This window comes from Marivirga tractuosa, from assembly GCF_042140215.1.
GTDB classification, from domain to species: domain Bacteria; phylum Bacteroidota; class Bacteroidia; order Cytophagales; family Cyclobacteriaceae; genus Marivirga; species Marivirga tractuosa_A.
Map to the genome: position 1 here is coordinate 3,413,834 of NZ_CP159478.1, position 16,643 is coordinate 3,430,476.

The 16,643-nt window shown below is 35.5% G+C and carries 16 protein-coding genes; 6 read left to right on the forward strand and 10 right to left on the reverse strand.

Annotation, left to right across the window (positions count from 1 at the left end):
• Positions 1-36 precede the first annotated feature (36 nt).
• From ABWH96_RS15315 to folP, 4 genes are all read right to left on the reverse strand, one after another.
• Complete coding sequence (locus ABWH96_RS15315; RefSeq protein WP_375578387.1) at positions 37-1,101, reverse strand: aminotransferase class V-fold PLP-dependent enzyme; 1,065 nt, start codon at positions 1,099-1,101, stop codon at positions 37-39.
• A 5-nt stretch (positions 1,102-1,106) separates the two neighbouring features.
• A complete protein-coding gene (locus ABWH96_RS15320; RefSeq protein WP_375578388.1) occupies positions 1,107-1,880 on the reverse strand; it encodes an enoyl-CoA hydratase-related protein in 774 nt (257 codons plus the stop codon).
• Between the two features lie 267 nt (positions 1,881-2,147).
• A complete protein-coding gene (gene cdaA, locus ABWH96_RS15325) occupies positions 2,148-3,002 on the reverse strand; it encodes a diadenylate cyclase CdaA (RefSeq protein ID WP_375578389.1) in 855 nt (284 codons plus the stop codon).
• Entirely contained in the window at positions 2,999-3,796 is a 798-nt protein-coding gene (gene folP, locus ABWH96_RS15330; RefSeq protein WP_375578390.1) for a dihydropteroate synthase, read from the reverse strand. Before folP ends, cdaA begins: the two co-directional genes overlap by 4 nt.
• A 99-nt stretch (positions 3,797-3,895) precedes the next feature.
• Between folP and ABWH96_RS15335 the strand changes: the two genes are divergently transcribed.
• The 3 genes from ABWH96_RS15335 to ABWH96_RS15345 are packed head-to-tail and all read left to right on the forward strand — an operon-like array spanning position 3,896 to position 6,034.
• A complete protein-coding gene (locus ABWH96_RS15335) occupies positions 3,896-4,438 on the forward strand; it encodes a DUF1599 domain-containing protein (protein WP_375578391.1) in 543 nt (180 codons plus the stop codon).
• 1 nt (position 4,439) lies between these two features.
• On the forward strand, positions 4,440-5,534 hold the full coding sequence (locus ABWH96_RS15340) for a BT_3928 family protein (RefSeq protein WP_375578392.1): 1,095 nt from the start codon (positions 4,440-4,442) through the stop codon (positions 5,532-5,534).
• The gene (locus ABWH96_RS15345) at positions 5,534-6,034 is read left to right on the forward strand and encodes a shikimate kinase (RefSeq protein WP_375578393.1); all 501 of its coding nucleotides are present in this window, start codon (positions 5,534-5,536) and stop codon (positions 6,032-6,034) included. Before ABWH96_RS15340 ends, ABWH96_RS15345 begins: the two co-directional genes overlap by 1 nt.
• On the opposite strand, the gene ABWH96_RS15350 is transcribed toward ABWH96_RS15345, so the two are convergent.
• Both ABWH96_RS15350 and ABWH96_RS15355 read right to left on the reverse strand, forming a co-directional pair.
• Positions 6,026-7,573 (reverse strand): OmpP1/FadL family transporter, encoded by a 1,548-nt coding sequence (locus ABWH96_RS15350; RefSeq protein WP_375578394.1) that lies wholly within the window; start codon positions 7,571-7,573, stop codon positions 6,026-6,028. The two genes, ABWH96_RS15345 and ABWH96_RS15350, sit on opposite strands and share 9 nt — an antisense overlap.
• A 115-nt stretch (positions 7,574-7,688) precedes the next feature.
• Positions 7,689-9,167, reverse strand: coding sequence for a hypothetical protein (locus tag ABWH96_RS15355; RefSeq protein ID WP_375578395.1), 1,479 nt, complete (start codon positions 9,165-9,167; stop codon positions 7,689-7,691).
• Positions 9,168-9,291: 124 nt separating this feature from the next.
• Here ABWH96_RS15355 and proS point away from each other — a divergent pair, with 124 nt between their 5' ends.
• The 3 genes from proS to floA are packed head-to-tail and all read left to right on the forward strand — an operon-like array spanning position 9,292 to position 12,272.
• Positions 9,292-10,767 carry a proline--tRNA ligase gene (gene proS, locus ABWH96_RS15360; RefSeq protein WP_375578396.1) on the forward strand — a complete coding sequence of 492 codons (1,476 nt, stop codon included), beginning with the start codon at positions 9,292-9,294 and terminating at the stop codon, positions 10,765-10,767.
• Positions 10,768-10,798: 31 nt separating this feature from the next.
• The gene (locus tag ABWH96_RS15365; protein ID WP_375578397.1) at positions 10,799-11,260 is read left to right on the forward strand and encodes an NfeD family protein; all 462 of its coding nucleotides are present in this window, start codon (positions 10,799-10,801) and stop codon (positions 11,258-11,260) included.
• 1 nt (position 11,261) lies between these two features.
• Entirely contained in the window at positions 11,262-12,272 is a 1,011-nt protein-coding gene (floA, locus tag ABWH96_RS15370) for a flotillin-like protein FloA (protein WP_013455820.1), read from the forward strand.
• Between the two features lie 79 nt (positions 12,273-12,351).
• Here floA and ABWH96_RS15375 read toward each other — a convergent pair whose 3' ends face one another.
• The 4 genes from ABWH96_RS15375 to ABWH96_RS15390 form a co-directional block, all read right to left on the reverse strand.
• Entirely contained in the window at positions 12,352-13,599 is a 1,248-nt protein-coding gene (locus ABWH96_RS15375) for a DUF418 domain-containing protein (RefSeq protein WP_375578398.1), read from the reverse strand.
• 103 nt (positions 13,600-13,702) lie between these two features.
• Entirely contained in the window at positions 13,703-14,419 is a 717-nt protein-coding gene (locus tag ABWH96_RS15380; protein WP_375578399.1) for a flavodoxin family protein, read from the reverse strand.
• A gap of 87 nt (positions 14,420-14,506) precedes the next feature.
• Positions 14,507-15,361, reverse strand: coding sequence for a DUF4440 domain-containing protein (locus tag ABWH96_RS15385; protein WP_375578400.1), 855 nt, complete (start codon positions 15,359-15,361; stop codon positions 14,507-14,509).
• Positions 15,362-15,398: 37 nt separating this feature from the next.
• Positions 15,399-16,496 carry an alpha/beta fold hydrolase gene (locus ABWH96_RS15390; protein WP_375578401.1) on the reverse strand — a complete coding sequence of 366 codons (1,098 nt, stop codon included), beginning with the start codon at positions 16,494-16,496 and terminating at the stop codon, positions 15,399-15,401.
• Positions 16,497-16,643 lie beyond the last annotated feature (147 nt).

Below are 16,643 nucleotides of genomic sequence, written 5' to 3' on the forward strand. Positions count from 1 at the left end.
AAATTTTGCGCAAAAGTACGATAAGAAAATCAGCTTTCAATTCATTTTGTCAAATCGTAACAAGAAATTAATCAAGTCTATGTAGTGTTGGTTTGGAATAGCAGGAAAATTAGCAATTCGAAATGTATTATCTCTTAGGTCTCCATATCCATTCCCTAAGATAATACCTTCTTTTTCAGCCTCTTCTTTTAGTTTTTGAACAACATCAACTTCACCTTTTAGGCAAAAAACAGTATCTGATTGAAATTCATTTGAATGTACTAAAGAATTTAACTTTTTGATCTTTTGAATTTCATTGTAAAACAGATCTTTTCTTACCACCAAGTTTTGATGAATTGCTGAAATATTTTCAACATTTTGCATCAAACGATTCAGCAAAAAGACATTAGAGATATTAGGAGTATGATGGGTTTGATTATTTTGGGCATTCTTTATTATAAAATTGAAAGAATTATAATGTTCATTTTCATTAATTTCTTTGGCTTGATTTAAAGCTTTAGGACTCACGACCATTACAGCCAATCCAGCAGGTAGTCCAAAGCACTTTTGCACGGAAGCATACCAAATATCCCCTAAATCCCAATCAAACTCATAACCTGCCATAGAGGAAGTAGCATCATAAGCTATTAAACTATTGGGAAACTTAGTACGGAGTTGCTTTTGGAATTGCTCTAATATTGCAGTTCCATTTGAGGTTTCATTATGTGTGAAAGCCAATAACTCTGCATTTTTATCTACAGATTGAAGGGTTGGATTTTCTTCAAGACCGAATGATATTGCCTCGGAGGAAGAATGAATTTTTTGGGTATAACTCCACCATTTTTCACCAAATGCACCATTGAAAAAATGATAGGATTTATTTAAAATAAAAGATTGTGCAATGATTTCCCAGCATTCCGTTGCAGAAGAAACCACTACAATCTCGTAATCTAAAGGAATATTTAATTTAGATTTCAAGAGGCTTTTGGTAGTAGAAAATAATTCTTGAAAACTATCAGACCTGTGATTTCGCTCCAGAATCCCCAAATCTATAGCCTCTTGAAAATACCCAGCCACTTGTGGGTAAAGTTTTGAAGGGCCAGGGTAGAAATTATAGTTCATCTAAATTATTTGCCTGTAAACTCTGGTTTTCTTTTCTCCACAAAAGCTTTCATTCCTTCGGTTTGATCTTCAGAAGCAAAAGTTAAATAGAAGTTCTTGCGTTCGAAATGCAAACCTTCATCCAAATGCGTTTCAAATGCTCGATTAACAGATTCTTTAGCCAACTTAGCGGCAACTGGTGACATCTGTGCAATTTGCGTTGCTAATTCAGTTGCTGCTTCCAAGTACATCTCTGTAGGCACCACTTTATTGACCAAGCCATAATGCAAAGCTTCTTCAGCACTAATGAAATTACCGGTTAAGACCAACTCCATTGCTTTAGCTTTACCAATTGCTCTGGTTAACCTTTGTGTTCCGCCTGCACCTGGCATTACCCCTATTTTAATTTCAGGCTGACCAAATTTAGCAGATTCCGAAGCTACAATCATATCACAAGTCATAGCTAACTCGCAGCCACCACCTAGTGCAAAACCTGAAACTGCTGCAATTAATGGCTTTTTAGTTTTTTTGATTTGATCCCAGGTACTGAACTGGTCAACATTGAGCATATCAATTGCTGTTTTGCCTGCCATCTGTTTAATATCTGCCCCGGCCGCAAAAGCTTTTTCATTTCCTGTCAGAATAATAACTCTAACATCATCATCTTCATCCAATGCTTTTAGAGTATCCTTCAATTCAGTCATCAACTGTAAATTCAAGGCATTCAATTCCTTAGGTCTGTTAAGGTTGATAAGTGCAATATGCTTTTTATACTGTGTTTTTACTGTTATGAATTCCATAGTGTAAATATGAAAAAGCAGAGGTGTATAAAAAAGAAAAACCTTCTTTTTTCAAAGAAGGCTTTTCGTGTTAAACAGGTGTATGAATAAAATTTGTGTTTGTAATAGTATATACTTTAACCAGTGAAAAAGTAACCACCCATTAATAAATTATTTTATCTATTTAAAATAAACAAACGTAATATACTTATTTACAGGTACTTACAACTAAATAAATTTTTAAAAATTTCTGAAATAAATTGGTTTCCAGATTGAATTGATTTAAAACTACTGTACAGTTTCCTGCTCAGTACTTTCTTTTTTGCTCTCTTTGCTTCTTTTCTTCTTATCCTCAGTTAAGTAATCATTTATTTTAGATCTGATCTCTTGATTGGATAAATTGTGGTAAATGGTACCATTACGTGCAACTGATAGTTGACCAGTTTCTTCTGAAACAATCAATATAACAGTATCGGTAGCTTCTGACATCCCAATGGCTGCTTTGTGTCGCAAACCAAATTGAGCAGGCACATCTTTTTCCGTAACAGGTAAAACGCATCTTGCTGCTGTTATTCTTCCTTTATGAATAATAACGGCTCCATCATGCAATGGACTTGTTTTATTAAAAATAGAAATCAATAATCTTTTTGAAACAATAGCATCTATCAAATCACCTGATTCAGAATAAAATTTTAACTCAGAGCCTTTAGAAAGTACAATCAGAGCTCCTGTATTAGTTCCTCCTAAGGATTTGGAGGCCTCTATTAAAGGAGTAATATTAAATTCATCTCCTCTTTTCCTTTTTTTCCATGGAAGATTGGATAAAAACCCATTATCAGAATTAAATGAGGTTGTTTTTCCTAAAAGCAATAAAAATTTCCGGATTTCTTGTTGGAATAAAATAAGAACTGCAATAACTCCAACCCCCATAAATTGACCCAATATGGCTGAAAGCAATTCCATTTCTGCTGCTCTGACAACTAAATAGATCAAATAAAGGGACAAGAAACCTACAAAAATTCGGACAGCCACACTACCACGCATTAGGCTATAGACTTGAAATAACAGAAAACTAACAAGCCCTATATCTAGTATGTCAACTATACTAACTTCTAAAAACCCTATGTTAAAACCTAATATCAATTTTTCAATTTGTTAAATAATTTTACAGTCTCTGCAGCCTCTTTTACATCATGAACCCTCAAAATATTGGCTCCATTTAATAACGCAACCATATTTAAGGCGGTTGTACCATTAAGTGCATCCTTTGGTTCCGAACCTAACAGTTTATAAATCATAGACTTTCGTGAAACCCCAACTAGTAATGGATAATCTAATTCCTTAAAATAGGTCAAATTATTAAGCATTTCATAATTCTGACCTAAGCTTTTTGCAAATCCAAAGCCAGGGTCTATAATAATATCATTCACCTGTAATGAACGAAGTTGTTCAATTTTTTTACTTAACTCATAAACCACATCCTTTACCAAATGATTATATTCTGTTAAACTCTGCATAGTTGCTGGAGTACCACGCATATGCATCAATATATAAGGTACTTGAAGCTTACTAACAATTTCAAACATCTTTTCATCCAAATTCCCTCCGGAAACATCATTTATTATAGAAGCTCCATCCTCCACAGCTTGTTTCGCAATTTCAGAGCGAAAAGTATCTATTGAAATTACGATATCAGGAAACTTTTGGATTAATGTTTTGATTAAAGGAATAACTCTATCCAGCTCTTCAGACAAAGAAACCTCTTCCGCATTTGGCTTAGTGGAACATCCTCCGATATCAATGATATCCGCCCCATCTTCCAACATTTTCCCTACACTCTGTACGGCCTTATCTAGATCAATATTTCGCCCCCCATCGTAAAAAGAATCAGGGGTAGCATTAATAATGCCCATCACCTTCGGGTGAGATAAATCCATCAAGTTCCCTTTAAGGAGAAGTGTTTTTTTATGAGAAAATGCTTTATCTTTCGCTTCCAAATATTATTAAAGTAGAATTATTAAAAAAAACGTTAGTTAATGACGCAAACCGAAAGCGAATATAAGCAAGTTATTGCGCTGTGTAAAGATGTTTTTGAAAAGAAAACCAAAGATTACGGTACAGCATGGAGAATTTTAAGATTACCTTCAATCACTGACCAAATTCTTATTAAAGCTCAGCGGATTAGATCCATTCAAGAAAAAGGTGAGCAAAAAGTTGAGGAAGACATTAAAAATGAATTTATTGGCATCATCAATTATTCAATAATTGCTATAATACAGGAATCTCTTCCAAAAGATGCTCCACTTGAAATATCAGTTAAGGATTTAATGCCGAAATATGAAGAGGTTGCAGAGGAAACTTTGCAATTATTATTGAATAAAAATCATGATTATGGTGAAGCTTGGAGAGACATGAGAGTGAGCTCTATCACAGATATTATTTTAATGAAATTATATCGAGTGAAACAAATAGAAGATAATCAAGGTAAAACCATCATATCCGAGCCTATAAAGGCCAATTATCAGGATATGATTAATTATGCGGTATTTTGTTTAATCAAATTTGAAGAAGAAAGATAGTATGAAGGTAATAATCGATATTGTAAGGTACATAGTAGGTGGTTTATTCATTTTTAGCGGATTAGTTAAAGTAATTGATCCAGTCGGTACAGCTATTAAATTAGAAGAATATTTCGCTGTTTTTGCTGGTGATATCGCTGGTTTTTTCTCCGTTTTTGAACCCTATGCCTTAGTTATTGGGATAATCCTAAATGTTTTAGAAGTAACCTTAGGAGTAGCCCTAATTATTAGATGGAGAGTTAGATACACCATGAACCTACTTAGTATCTTGATTGTCTTTTTTACTTTTCTAACTTTCTATACTGCTTATTTCAATAAAGTAACGGATTGCGGTTGTTTTGGAGATGCCATTACTTTAACTCCTTGGCAATCTTTCACTAAGGATGTTATTTTAGTAATTCTGACTGGTTTCTTATACCTCAATATTAAAAAAATAAAAGAAAGCACCTTTGGACCAAAAAACATCATAGTGGTGAGTGTAACAGCCATTAGTTTCTTGCTTTGCATTTATTCTGTCAGACATTTACCGCCAATTGATTTTAGAGCTTATAAAGTAGGGACAAATATTCCTGACGCTATGGAAGCTAAAGAAAATCCGAAATTTCAATACACTTTTGAAAAAGATGGTGAAGAAATAAAATCTTATGAATATAAATCAGAAGAAGAAGGATATAAATTAGTAGGCCATGAAATTACAAATACTGAAGCATCAACTCCAAAAATCACTGATTTTGCAACATGGAATGAATCTGGTGATAAGACTGAAAATGTTTTGACTGGAAAGAAATTATGGATAGTTGCTTATGATATATCAAAAGCAAATACTGCTGGATTAATTGATATTAATGATCTTCTATCTAGACTTGGGCCTGAAATCAAGCCTATCATACTAACGTCTTCATCAGCAGAAGATGTTTTAAAAGTAAGAGCAGAAAGAGGAATGAAAACTGACTTCTATTATGCTGATGCCACTGTATTAAAAACAATTATTCGTTCAAATCCAGGATTAGTCTTGGTAGAAGATGGAACGATTAAGGCAAAATGGCATTTTAATGATGTACCAGACCCATATGACATTACAGAAAAATTAAATTGATGCGATATTTCCTAATAGGCCTACCAGGTAGTGGCAAAAGCCACTGGGGAAAGATCTGGTCAGAAAAATTAAAGGTTCCTTATTTTGATTTGGATGAAATCATCCAAAATAATGAGGGCGAAAGTATCTCAGATATTTTTAAAAACGAGGGAGAAGATTACTTTCGAAATCTAGAAACTTTTTATCTCAATAAATTAATAGATAACTATACAGCATTATTGTTATCCACAGGAGGAGGTACCCCTTGCTTTAACGATAACATCAACCTAATGAATAACAAAGGGTTAAGTATATTTTTAAATCCTTCCATAGAGGAAAATGCTGCCAGAATTTGGAAACCTGACAAGGGAAATCAAAGACCAATGTTCAATAATTGCAATTCCTTAGATGATGTTCAGAACTTATTAAATGGATTAAAAAATAAAAGGCTTTCTTTTTATAAGAAAGCCAAAATTGAATTGAAAAATTGGGATACAGAATCACTATTAAATTTAAAATGATTTCCCTAATGTGAGTCTAACACTGGATATATTGGATTCAGATGTAATTACATCACTTCCAGGATAAGCTGTGATCTCTGGATTACTAAAAGTGCTTATCCTGTAAGTAGCATCAACAAAAAATCCATTCTTTCTCATTATCCCTAGCCCAGCAGAAACTGATTGTCTATTATTATCGAAATTTCGATAAGGGTTATCAAAATAGGCAAACCCAAGTCTACCTCTTAAAATATTCCATCTACCTTCCGCTCCTACCTTTAAATTAAATGTACTTTGCAAGTCATTTCCAACATCGGGTGTATCACCTCCAAAAGCACCATTTGAACTACTATATCGAGCTGAAGCATAATCTACATATTCTAAATCAGCGGTTAGAAAACCGTACTTAGATATGAAAGCAGTGGCACCAACAGATATTTTCTGTGGTAACCTTAAACTATAAGCAGGAACTTCATTTACTACTTCCTCTTCATAGCTAATATTTTCCTCTCCTGTTTCAGGATTAAATATGAAAAAGCTTTCCATACTAATCTCCTGTGTTTCGGTTAATGAAATAAATGTAGGAGTAGTATAAGAAAAACCTAAATTCAATATATTTAACGGCTTATAAATAGCACCGATAGTAAAAGCAGCTCCAGTTCCAGATATAACAGTTTCCTCATTTAACTCCATATAATTCAATAAATTATTGGAAGGGGTTTCTCTAAAATTTCTGACTTGTCTGTAGTTTAAGAAATTTATATTTGCTGAAGCTCCTAAATACAATACATCATTATAATTAGCCCCATAAGATAAATCCAATGTAGTTAAACCACTATAACTATCTATATTCTCTGTCTGATCAGATGACTCCGTTAAATAACCATCAGTGTCTCCATCATAATCATATCGATCTACAATGAGATTATCATCATTAGTGGAGAACGTTTGAAGCAAATAGGTTTGATATGCTAAATAGGTATAAGTATCTGAATTAGCCACATCACTAATTTCATTTTGAAAATTAAACACTCTAAAACCGTCATCTGTCAAGAACGGAAATAAGGCACTTTCTGTAAAATCATAAATGATACCGTCTTGGTCTTGTTCTACAGTACCCCTATAATTTATATTATTATAAAAACTTTGCTTTTGATTTATAGCTACACCAAATGTACCTGAAATCCATTTAGAACCTGCATATTCTTCATATCTATTATGAAAAACCATCCCCATGTTAGGAATTTGAAAATTTCCTCCCATGTTTTGAGTGCTTTCCCCTTCATAACTTGCACTATAATCCCCAATTCTCAAAACTGGAGAAAAAGCCCAGGCAGACCGGTTATAAAATCCTAAACCTGCTGGATTACCAGAAATACTACTTATATCCCCACCCAAAGAAACATTTGCTCCACCTAGCCCAACAAATCTTGCAGAACCACCACCATCAGTCTGACTAAAGCGAACAGCATCAGCGGTATAAAGAGAAACTTGGGCAATGGAGTTAAAAGAGCATAATACACTTATAAATATTGTAAAGAAATATTTGAGCGTTTTCATCGGTTTAAAAGTTAATAGTGCTAAATTATTTGACAGAGTTTTTCTGTAAACTTTATAAAAAGAATAAAATTAAAGGATAAAAAAAGCACCTAAGGTTAGGTGCTTTTAAATTTTATCATCCACCTCTTCCACCTCTAGATGAAGAGCCACTTCTTGATGATCCTCCACTGCTTCTTGAGCTACTACCGGATGAACGGCTACCTGAAGAGGATCTTCCTACTGAGCTACTACTTCTTGAGCTTGAAGAAGATCTACCAAAAGAAGATGAACCTCTACTTCTACTAGAATTTGATGATCTACCGTAAGAAGAATTACTTCTACTTGATCCTGAAGATCTACCAAAGGTTGAATTACTTCTACTGGAACTATTTCCGAATGTAGTATTTCTACTACTATTGGAGCTTCTTCCAGAAGAGTAAGATGACCTATTAGTTCTTGAACTATTATAGTATCTAGAACTATTATTAGTCGCTGAATTTGTTCTACTTACACTTGAAGCATTATTTGAAACAGCTCTCCCTCTATTTCCTGAATAAGATGCAGTTCTTACATTATTATCTGAAGTTGAACGTGCATATTGTGCAGTTCTCGATGATCTACTGTAAATTGAATTACTAGTATTATTAACCCTAGCAGTTCTAGTTGCAGTCGATCTATCTGATACGTTTGCAGTTCTTGCAGATCTATCAGAAACTCTTAAAGCATTTCTACTTCTTTCAGTTCCAGCATTTCTACTCACATTATAACCATCAGATGAATTTCTAGTCCTACTACTTGCCACTCTAGCATTTGAAGCTGATCTACTTACTCTAGGGGTACTAGTATAAGTTCTACTTCTTCTATTCAAATTATTATCAGCTAAGTAATGTCCATTATAAAGGGCTGCATTGTATCCATTATAAAATCCATGTCTGTAGCCATTATTATAGCCCCAGCCATAAGATCCACCCCAAAATGGCCTTCTCCAAGGATTTCTGAAAGCATAAGGGCTTCCCCAATAGGGATCGAAAAATGGATCATAGAAAGGATCATAAAATCCTCTGCCATATCCCATAGACCAATATGAACCACCCCATGAGTTAAATCCAAATCCTACATTAAAGCCCGGACGAAACATGAATGGATCATAAAATCCTCCATACATCATTGGGTTCATTCCTCCATACATCCATGGATCATTCCATCCATACATCATTGGATTCATTCCACCATAGTAGTTATGAATTTGGGTTTGGCCGTTTCCTTGCGGATTTTGACCTCTTTTTGCAGCATTCTCATCATAGTACCAACCTTGCTCTTCAGATTGCTCCGCTGCAGGTGGTGCTTGATTCAATTCTGCATTTTTTTGTTTTTCCTTATCTTTAAGATCATCAAAACCGTTGTCAGACGATTCAAATTGATCATATGCGTAGCCTGATTTTTTCAATTCCTCAGCCTTACGCTTTTCTTCTAAGGCAATTTTCTCGTTCAATACCTTTCTATCTTTAGAGGTAAAGTACAAGTCATCATTTTCTACTTTAAGATCAGATTGTCCAAATCCGACCTCTGGCATAAAAAATATGCTAATAATTAATATAAAGCTTAAGGTTTTCATGGCTACATAATTTAATGTTTCTAATTTTACAACGATTATTATTGTAAATTGATTTCAATATATGAAAATCTATCGAGATAATAATCAATAATAATGATACAAACTTCATACCAAAATTTATAAAATGGCCAAAGTATTACCAAAAAGAAGTGAGGATTACTCACTATGGTACAATGAATTAGTAAAAAAAGCGGATTTAGCGGAGAATTCCGCAGTTAGAGGTTGCATGATCATTAAACCTTATGGATTTTCCATTTGGGAAAAAATGCAAAGGGAATTGGATGATATGTTTAAAGAAACAGGTCATCAAAATGCATATTTCCCTTTATTCATCCCTAAATCATATCTCAGCAAAGAAGCTGACCATGTGGAAGGATTTGCAAAAGAATGTGCTGTAGTCACACATTATCGTTTAAAAAATGACGAAAATGGTAAGGGAATAGTGGTAGATCCAGACGCTAAATTGGAGGAAGAGCTTATTGTAAGACCTACTTCTGAAACTATTATTTGGAACACATACCGAAATTGGGTGCAATCATATCGTGATCTACCATTATTAGTCAATCAGTGGGCTAATGTGGTTAGATGGGAAATGAGAACCCGACTGTTTTTAAGAACAGCAGAGTTTTTATGGCAAGAAGGCCATACAGCTCACGCCACTAAGCAAGAAGCCATTAAGGAAACCGAGCAAATGATTAATGTTTATGCTGATTTTGCTGAAGAATTCATGGCTTTACCGGTGATCAAAGGTCTCAAATCTGAAAGCGAAAGATTTGCAGGTGCATTGGAAACTTACTGCATAGAAGGTTTAATGCAAGATGGAAAAGCACTACAAGCAGGAACATCCCACTTTTTAGGTCAAAATTTCGCTAAAGCTTTTGATGTGAAATTTGCCACAAAAGAAGGTAAGCAAGAATACGTTTGGGGAACCTCTTGGGGAGTAAGTACGAGATTAATGGGTGCATTAGTAATGGCTCATTCAGATGATGAAGGATTGGTTTTACCTCCTCGATTGGCCCCAATTCAGGTCGTGATAGTGCCAATTTATAAAACAGAAGAAGATCAGCAAAAAATTGCTGAAGTAGCTGAAAAACTGAAAAAATCCCTAAAACTGAAAAGAATTTCTGTGAAATTTGATGACAGAGATACTCACAAGCCAGGCTTCAAATTTGCAGAATGGGAATTGAAAGGGGTTCCGTTGAGAATTGCCATAGGGCCAAGAGACTTAGAAAATGGCACAGTAGAATTGGCCAGAAGGGATACGAAAGAAAAACAAACAGTCAATATTGAAGGAATTGAATCTGTTATTGAAGACACGCTAGAGTTGATTCAGCAAAACATCTACAAGAAAGCCAAAGACTACAGAACAGCAAACACTTATAAAGTGGATACTTATGAGGAGTTTAAAACACAATTAGAAAAAACCGGTGGTTTTATAAGTGCACATTGGGACGGTACGGCCGAAACGGAAGAAAAAATAAAAGAAGAAACCAAAGCTACTATCCGTTGCATTCCATTAGATGCAAAAGAAGAAACCGGAAAATGTATTTATTCTGGTAAACCATCAAATAAAAGAGTGCTTTTTGCAAAAGCTTACTGATTTTAATTATTTTTAGCATTAATTTCACACTATGGTAGGTATAATTTTTCTTATTCTCGCAGGTTTATTGCTCATAATTGCTGAACTAATCTTTGTTCCAGGAACTACTTTTGTGGGTATAATCGGACTTTTACTCACCATAGTGGGAATCTTTATTGTATTTGATGATTATGGAAATACAGCCGGCTACTGGACTACTGCGGGTACGGCTGCAGTAACCATAATTGGCATTGTTTATAGTTTTAAATCAAAATCATGGGACAGATTTTCCTTAAAATCGAGCATACAAAGCAAAGTAAATGATGAAGATATTTTCACTTTTCAGGTTGGCGAAAAAGGAAAAACGGTTTCTGATTTAAAACCAATTGGAAAAGCCGAAATTTTTGGCAAGATTTACGAAGTCAGAAGCAAAGGCGAGTGGATAGGGGCAGGACAAGAAGTCGAAATAATCAGAATAGATTCTAAAAGAATATTTGTAGAACCAACTAAATAATATGGATACATCGTTAATTTTTATTGTAATAGCAGGAATAGTCTTATTTTTCGTATTCCTGTATTTTGTGCCTATCAACCTGTGGATAACCGCAATATTCTCAGGTGTGAAAGTAGGCTTGTTCGAACTGGTTTTTATGCGAATCAGAAAGGTTCCGCCACGAATTATAGTGGAATCGATGATTACCGCCACAAAAGCCGGCTTAGAAGTCACAACAAATGAACTGGAAACCCACTATTTAGCGGGTGGTAATGTCCCCAATGTAATTAAAGCATTAATATCTGCAGATAAAGCAAATATCACTTTAGGATTTAAGCAAGCTACAGCTATTGATTTGGCTGGTAGAGATGTTTTTGAAGCGGTGCAAATTTCGGTTAATCCGAAAGTAATCACTACTCCTAAGGTGGCTGCAGTTGCAGCTGATGGTATTCAGTTAATTGCCATAGCACGAGTTACAGTTCGAGCCAACATTCAGCAATTAGTGGGTGGTGCTGGTGAAGACACTATTTTAGCAAGGGTTGGAGAAGGTATTGTAACTTCAATCGGTTCAGCTAATTCTCATAAAAACGTATTGGAGAATCCAGATAAAATTTCAAAATTAGTATTGCAAAGAGGTTTGGATGCTGGTACTGCTTTTGAAATTCTATCTATTGATATTGCAGATGTGGATGTAGGAGCCAATATTGGAGCGAAACTACAAACTGACCAAGCATCTGCCGACTTGAAAGTAGCTGAAGCAAAAGCAGAAGAAAGAAGAGCGATGGCGGTTGCAGAAGAGCAAGAAATGAAAGCCAAAGCACAAGAAGCTAGAGCAAAAGTAATTGAAGCTGAAGCGCAAGTTCCTCAAGCAATTGCTGAATCATTCAGAAGTGGTAATTTAGGAATTATGGATTATTACAGAATGCAGAATATTCAAGCGGATACAGATATGAGAGATTCGATATCAGGAAGCGATAAAGGATCAAGTTCGGCTAAAAAATCATCTGGCGGTAAAAAAGGAGATGATAAATAAGGCATAATATTAATTCTATTAAATGGCTCAACTTGATGATAGTTGAGCCATTTTTTTTATAATAAAATTAACAGCAAGACTAAGCTTTCCTTTTTAGGGGTTGCCATTTTAAGTAGGTTCCCGAACGCCATAACCACTCTAGTGAACCGTATAAAAAATACTTGAGCCATATTCTGCTCAATAGAATCTGGAGAACAAAAATGATGATACCGAATACAAATAATTCTGTGGCACCCCAACTACTGAAAACTGATCCAAAAGCCCATGCAGAAAACAAAATGGCTCCAATGACCCCTTGCATTTCATAATTTGTCAGTGCCATTCGACCATAAGGAGATAATACGTCAAGGTATTTGCTAAAACTGCTGGTATTATACAGAATAATAAATCCCATCCCCAAAGCAGCTGAAAAAAATACTAAATTGAGATCTCCCAAAGTTTTAACCACCAACATCATCGCAGGTATATATTCATCACCCGGTCTCATTAATGACCGCACTTCTACAGCAGGCAAGAGGCTTTCAATCCAATTCAGGAAGAAGGCAGCTACTGCAAAACCGACAAACAGGAATAGATTCCGTCTTTTTCTTTCACCCAGAGTCTCAAAAAAGCGGACTCTACCCACAACCAATCCTAATATAAACAAGGCAAAAGTAACATAGCCTCGCCCATACATGCCAAACTGATAATTTAGCTTCCCTTCAAATCTTGCAGCATAATTGTGCTTTACAGAATTAATAAAAGAGGGGTTTTGGATATGCGGTGGAATTTCCCTTGCTTCAAGAGAACCGCTTTCAGTTGGGTTTTCTGCAGTTTGCGCTTTCAAGTTACTATTATGAATGCTAGACTGGATAGCTCGAGGCGTTCCAATTAGCAGAAGAGCAGCCACCAGTAGTAAACTCCAGTTTCTCAGAGAATAAAGAGGGATCAATAACAGTCCAAAAACGGCATATATGGAAATGATTTCAATACTGTAAAATGAATGGCCAACTACTCCAATCAGTAACAAAATGAACATCCTCCATATAAATCGTTTTCTAAAATCTATCCCTTTTTTAGCCGCCCTGTCCATCTGAATAAAAAAACTGAGTCCGAAAAGAAAAGCAAAAATATTGATAAACCTGCCCATAATCAGATTACTGCCAATCCATTGAATCGTTTTATCCATTTCCGGAAAGCGAGTTTGAGCTTGCTCAACTGAAACTTCAAATATTCCGAAATTTTGCAACATATGCATCAGAATAACACCCAGAAGGGCAAAACCTCTTAAAGCATCTAGGACTGTAATTCGTTTTAAAGGTTGGGTTAATGTGGTGGGTTGACTCATATTTTTCATTTTGATACACTATTTTTATATAACAAATGTAGTGTCCTCAATTCATCTCTTACTTATACAGAATACAGCTTAACCTACCAATTTTACTGTTATACTACTTCATGATCTGAAGGCTTTCTAGCCAATCCTTCACTTCACCTTTTACTTCCTTGCGTTTTTCACCCTCCATTACAAAATAGATTCCGTCTCTTTCTACTCCACCTATAGTCGAATAGCCTTCCAGAATAGTACTCTCAGGACAAAGCTCCTTTACGGTATTAAAACTACTTCCCACTCCATACCCAGCATTGGTATTAAATGGGATGACTGTTTTACCACTAAGATCATATTTGGTCAAAAAGCTTTTCATTGGTGGAGGTAATTGCATATCCCAGGTCGGGAATCCTATGAAAATGATATCATACTTTTGGATATTTTTAATGTCAGTTTTGAGAGGAGGTAAATATCCAGTTTCATTTTCTTCGTCCACTTGAGAAACTATAGCATCATAATCTTCTGGATAAGGTGTTTTCAACTCCAGTTCAACAACTTTCCCACCTACTTCCTCATAAATCATCTTGGCAACAGCCTGAGTATTATTCGTTCTGCTTAGGTACACTATTAGCACATCATCAGACTTATTTGCTTCATTCACGCTCTTATTTTCTTTAGCCTGGCTGCAAGCACTAATTGGTATAATGAAGAAAATACCGACCAAGAAATAATTAAGAAATTGCATTACACTGTAGTTATTTATCATAGTTCTACTTTGTTCAGTTTGATGCTTTTCCCCAAACCTGTCAGGTTTGTGTTTGATGTTATTGATGAACATAGTATTTTACTACTTCAATTACTTACTAAAAACCTGACAGGTTTCAACTGTTTATCCTACTTGAAAAAGTGAGGATAATCACTCCACTTATTTCCCACTATCGCCACCTAAGAGCTTCGTAAAGGAAAGAGCGCTAAGCTTCCAGTTTCCATCTTCTTTCACATATACCTCAGTCACTTCGAAAGGATTAGTGACTTCATTTCCACCGACTACAGCTAAAAGTGTAATGTTATTCAATAAAATGGCGGTATTTCCCATTACATTAACCGATACTTCTTTGACATCTGCTTTCTTATACCAAATACCTCCACTTTCAATCACACTAAGTTCCTTTTCCTTGCCCCAGCTTCCTCCCATGTGGACGAAGACTGATTGCTCATGAAATAAATCATCTAGTTGACCTACATTTTTATCCGCCATCCAATCCCATTTCTTTTTGGATAAAGCCATGATTTCCTCTTCTACATCTTTTATATTGGAAACAGTTAATTCAATACTATTAAATTCTTCCTCCTTTACTGGTTCAAGCCATTCTGTAGGCTCATTACCTGTAATGGCAAGGTAAGTAACGCCTGTCTTAGGGGTGGCGGCATGCCAATGTTCCACATCCGGTTCGCATTTCACCACATCTCCCTTTTGTACGGTTTGCACTTGCTTCCCTCTTTCCTGATAAAAACCGATGCCTTCTGTGATAATTAATTGCTGTCCGGCAGGATGCTTGTGCCAATCGAGTTTTGCTCCTTTACCAAAAACAGCCTGTACAATATTGTAATCAAAGGTTTTATTAGCGTCACTCACATGATAGAGCCAAACATCACCAGTATGGTGGACATTGGGTGCTTTTTCTCCTTGGGGAAATGTTGAATCATCTTGTGCATTTACTTGCAAGCAAAGCAATAAACTGAATAGAATAGCGGAATAACTTATGTACTTTTTCATCATAACAATATTTATATTTCAATTCGTAGTGTATTAATACTTAATCAAGTCCTTTTTCTTGTAGCCAATTGAACATAAGCTCGGCAATCTTTTCATTGTTTAAATCAGACATGGGAAAGTGACTATTCCCTTCAATTCCAATATCTGGCAAATATACCAGGGTCACATCACCGCCATATTTATTGACTACATTGCTCCATTTTTTAGCCATAGCCAAAGCTGCCCTCCATTGCTCTTGTCCTGGATATTGCACAGGCTCTGTGGGAATATAATCACCGTAATAAATAATAATCGGGATTTGTGTTAATTTCTTGAAATCCGACATGGGGACCCCTCTGGCACTTAACTTTCCACCAACATATGAAATGGGGTCTGGTATTTCATTTTCAGGAAAAACAAAATTACTGCCCGGCTCATAGGAGACAATGCCTTTTATATTATCATTTTGAAGTGCGGTTAACCATCCCTGACCTCCACTATGCGAATGAGTTACCAATATGCCAGCACCAATTTTATCAAATAATGCGGAGACTGCATTGATGTTAACTTCTATGCCGAGAGGGCCAGTATCTGGTGTCATCTGTCTGTAAAACTGGTTTAAAGCCAGTGAATCTTGAGGAAACTGGCTTCCTTTGAAAAACTCATTATCAATTCCCAATCGGAAAATCCCAAACCAGAGCTGATCATCAGGTTTGGCTGTAATAGTAGTGGGTTCTGTACTTCTCCCTGCTTTTCCTCTCCTTGGTTGATCAATCAAATAAACGGGAAACTGCTTTCTTAGGAAAATATTCTGAAAACCTCCTCTGCCATCTGGGGTAGTCTCCCAGGTTTTAGCTGATTGCCCGTAACCATGCCAAAATATCAGTGGCAGCTTACGTTTATCCTGTGGGATTTGATAGAATACATAAGCGTGATCACCGTGCAAAGTCTGTCCTTCTGAAGCTTGATTGGAAGGATTAAAATAACCATGGCTTATAGGATCAAAGGTGCCTGAAGCTTTTACAATTTCGCCACCGACCATAAAACTACCTTGTTCCTCAATAATTAAGGGTTGCTTTTGTGCATGACTTGGAAAAACGGTCATCATCAGAACCACAGCAAGAAAAGCAAAGAATGAAATGTTATTTTGATAGTACATAGTATTCTTTTTGGTCAACAAGCATAATTTACATAATTATTTGAGAAAATTTTGTTCGTCAATCATTAGCCAAGTCCTTAACTTCAATTATCAATGACAGCTACTACAAATTTGAACCTCTTCTTATTTAGATTACTTATACATTCT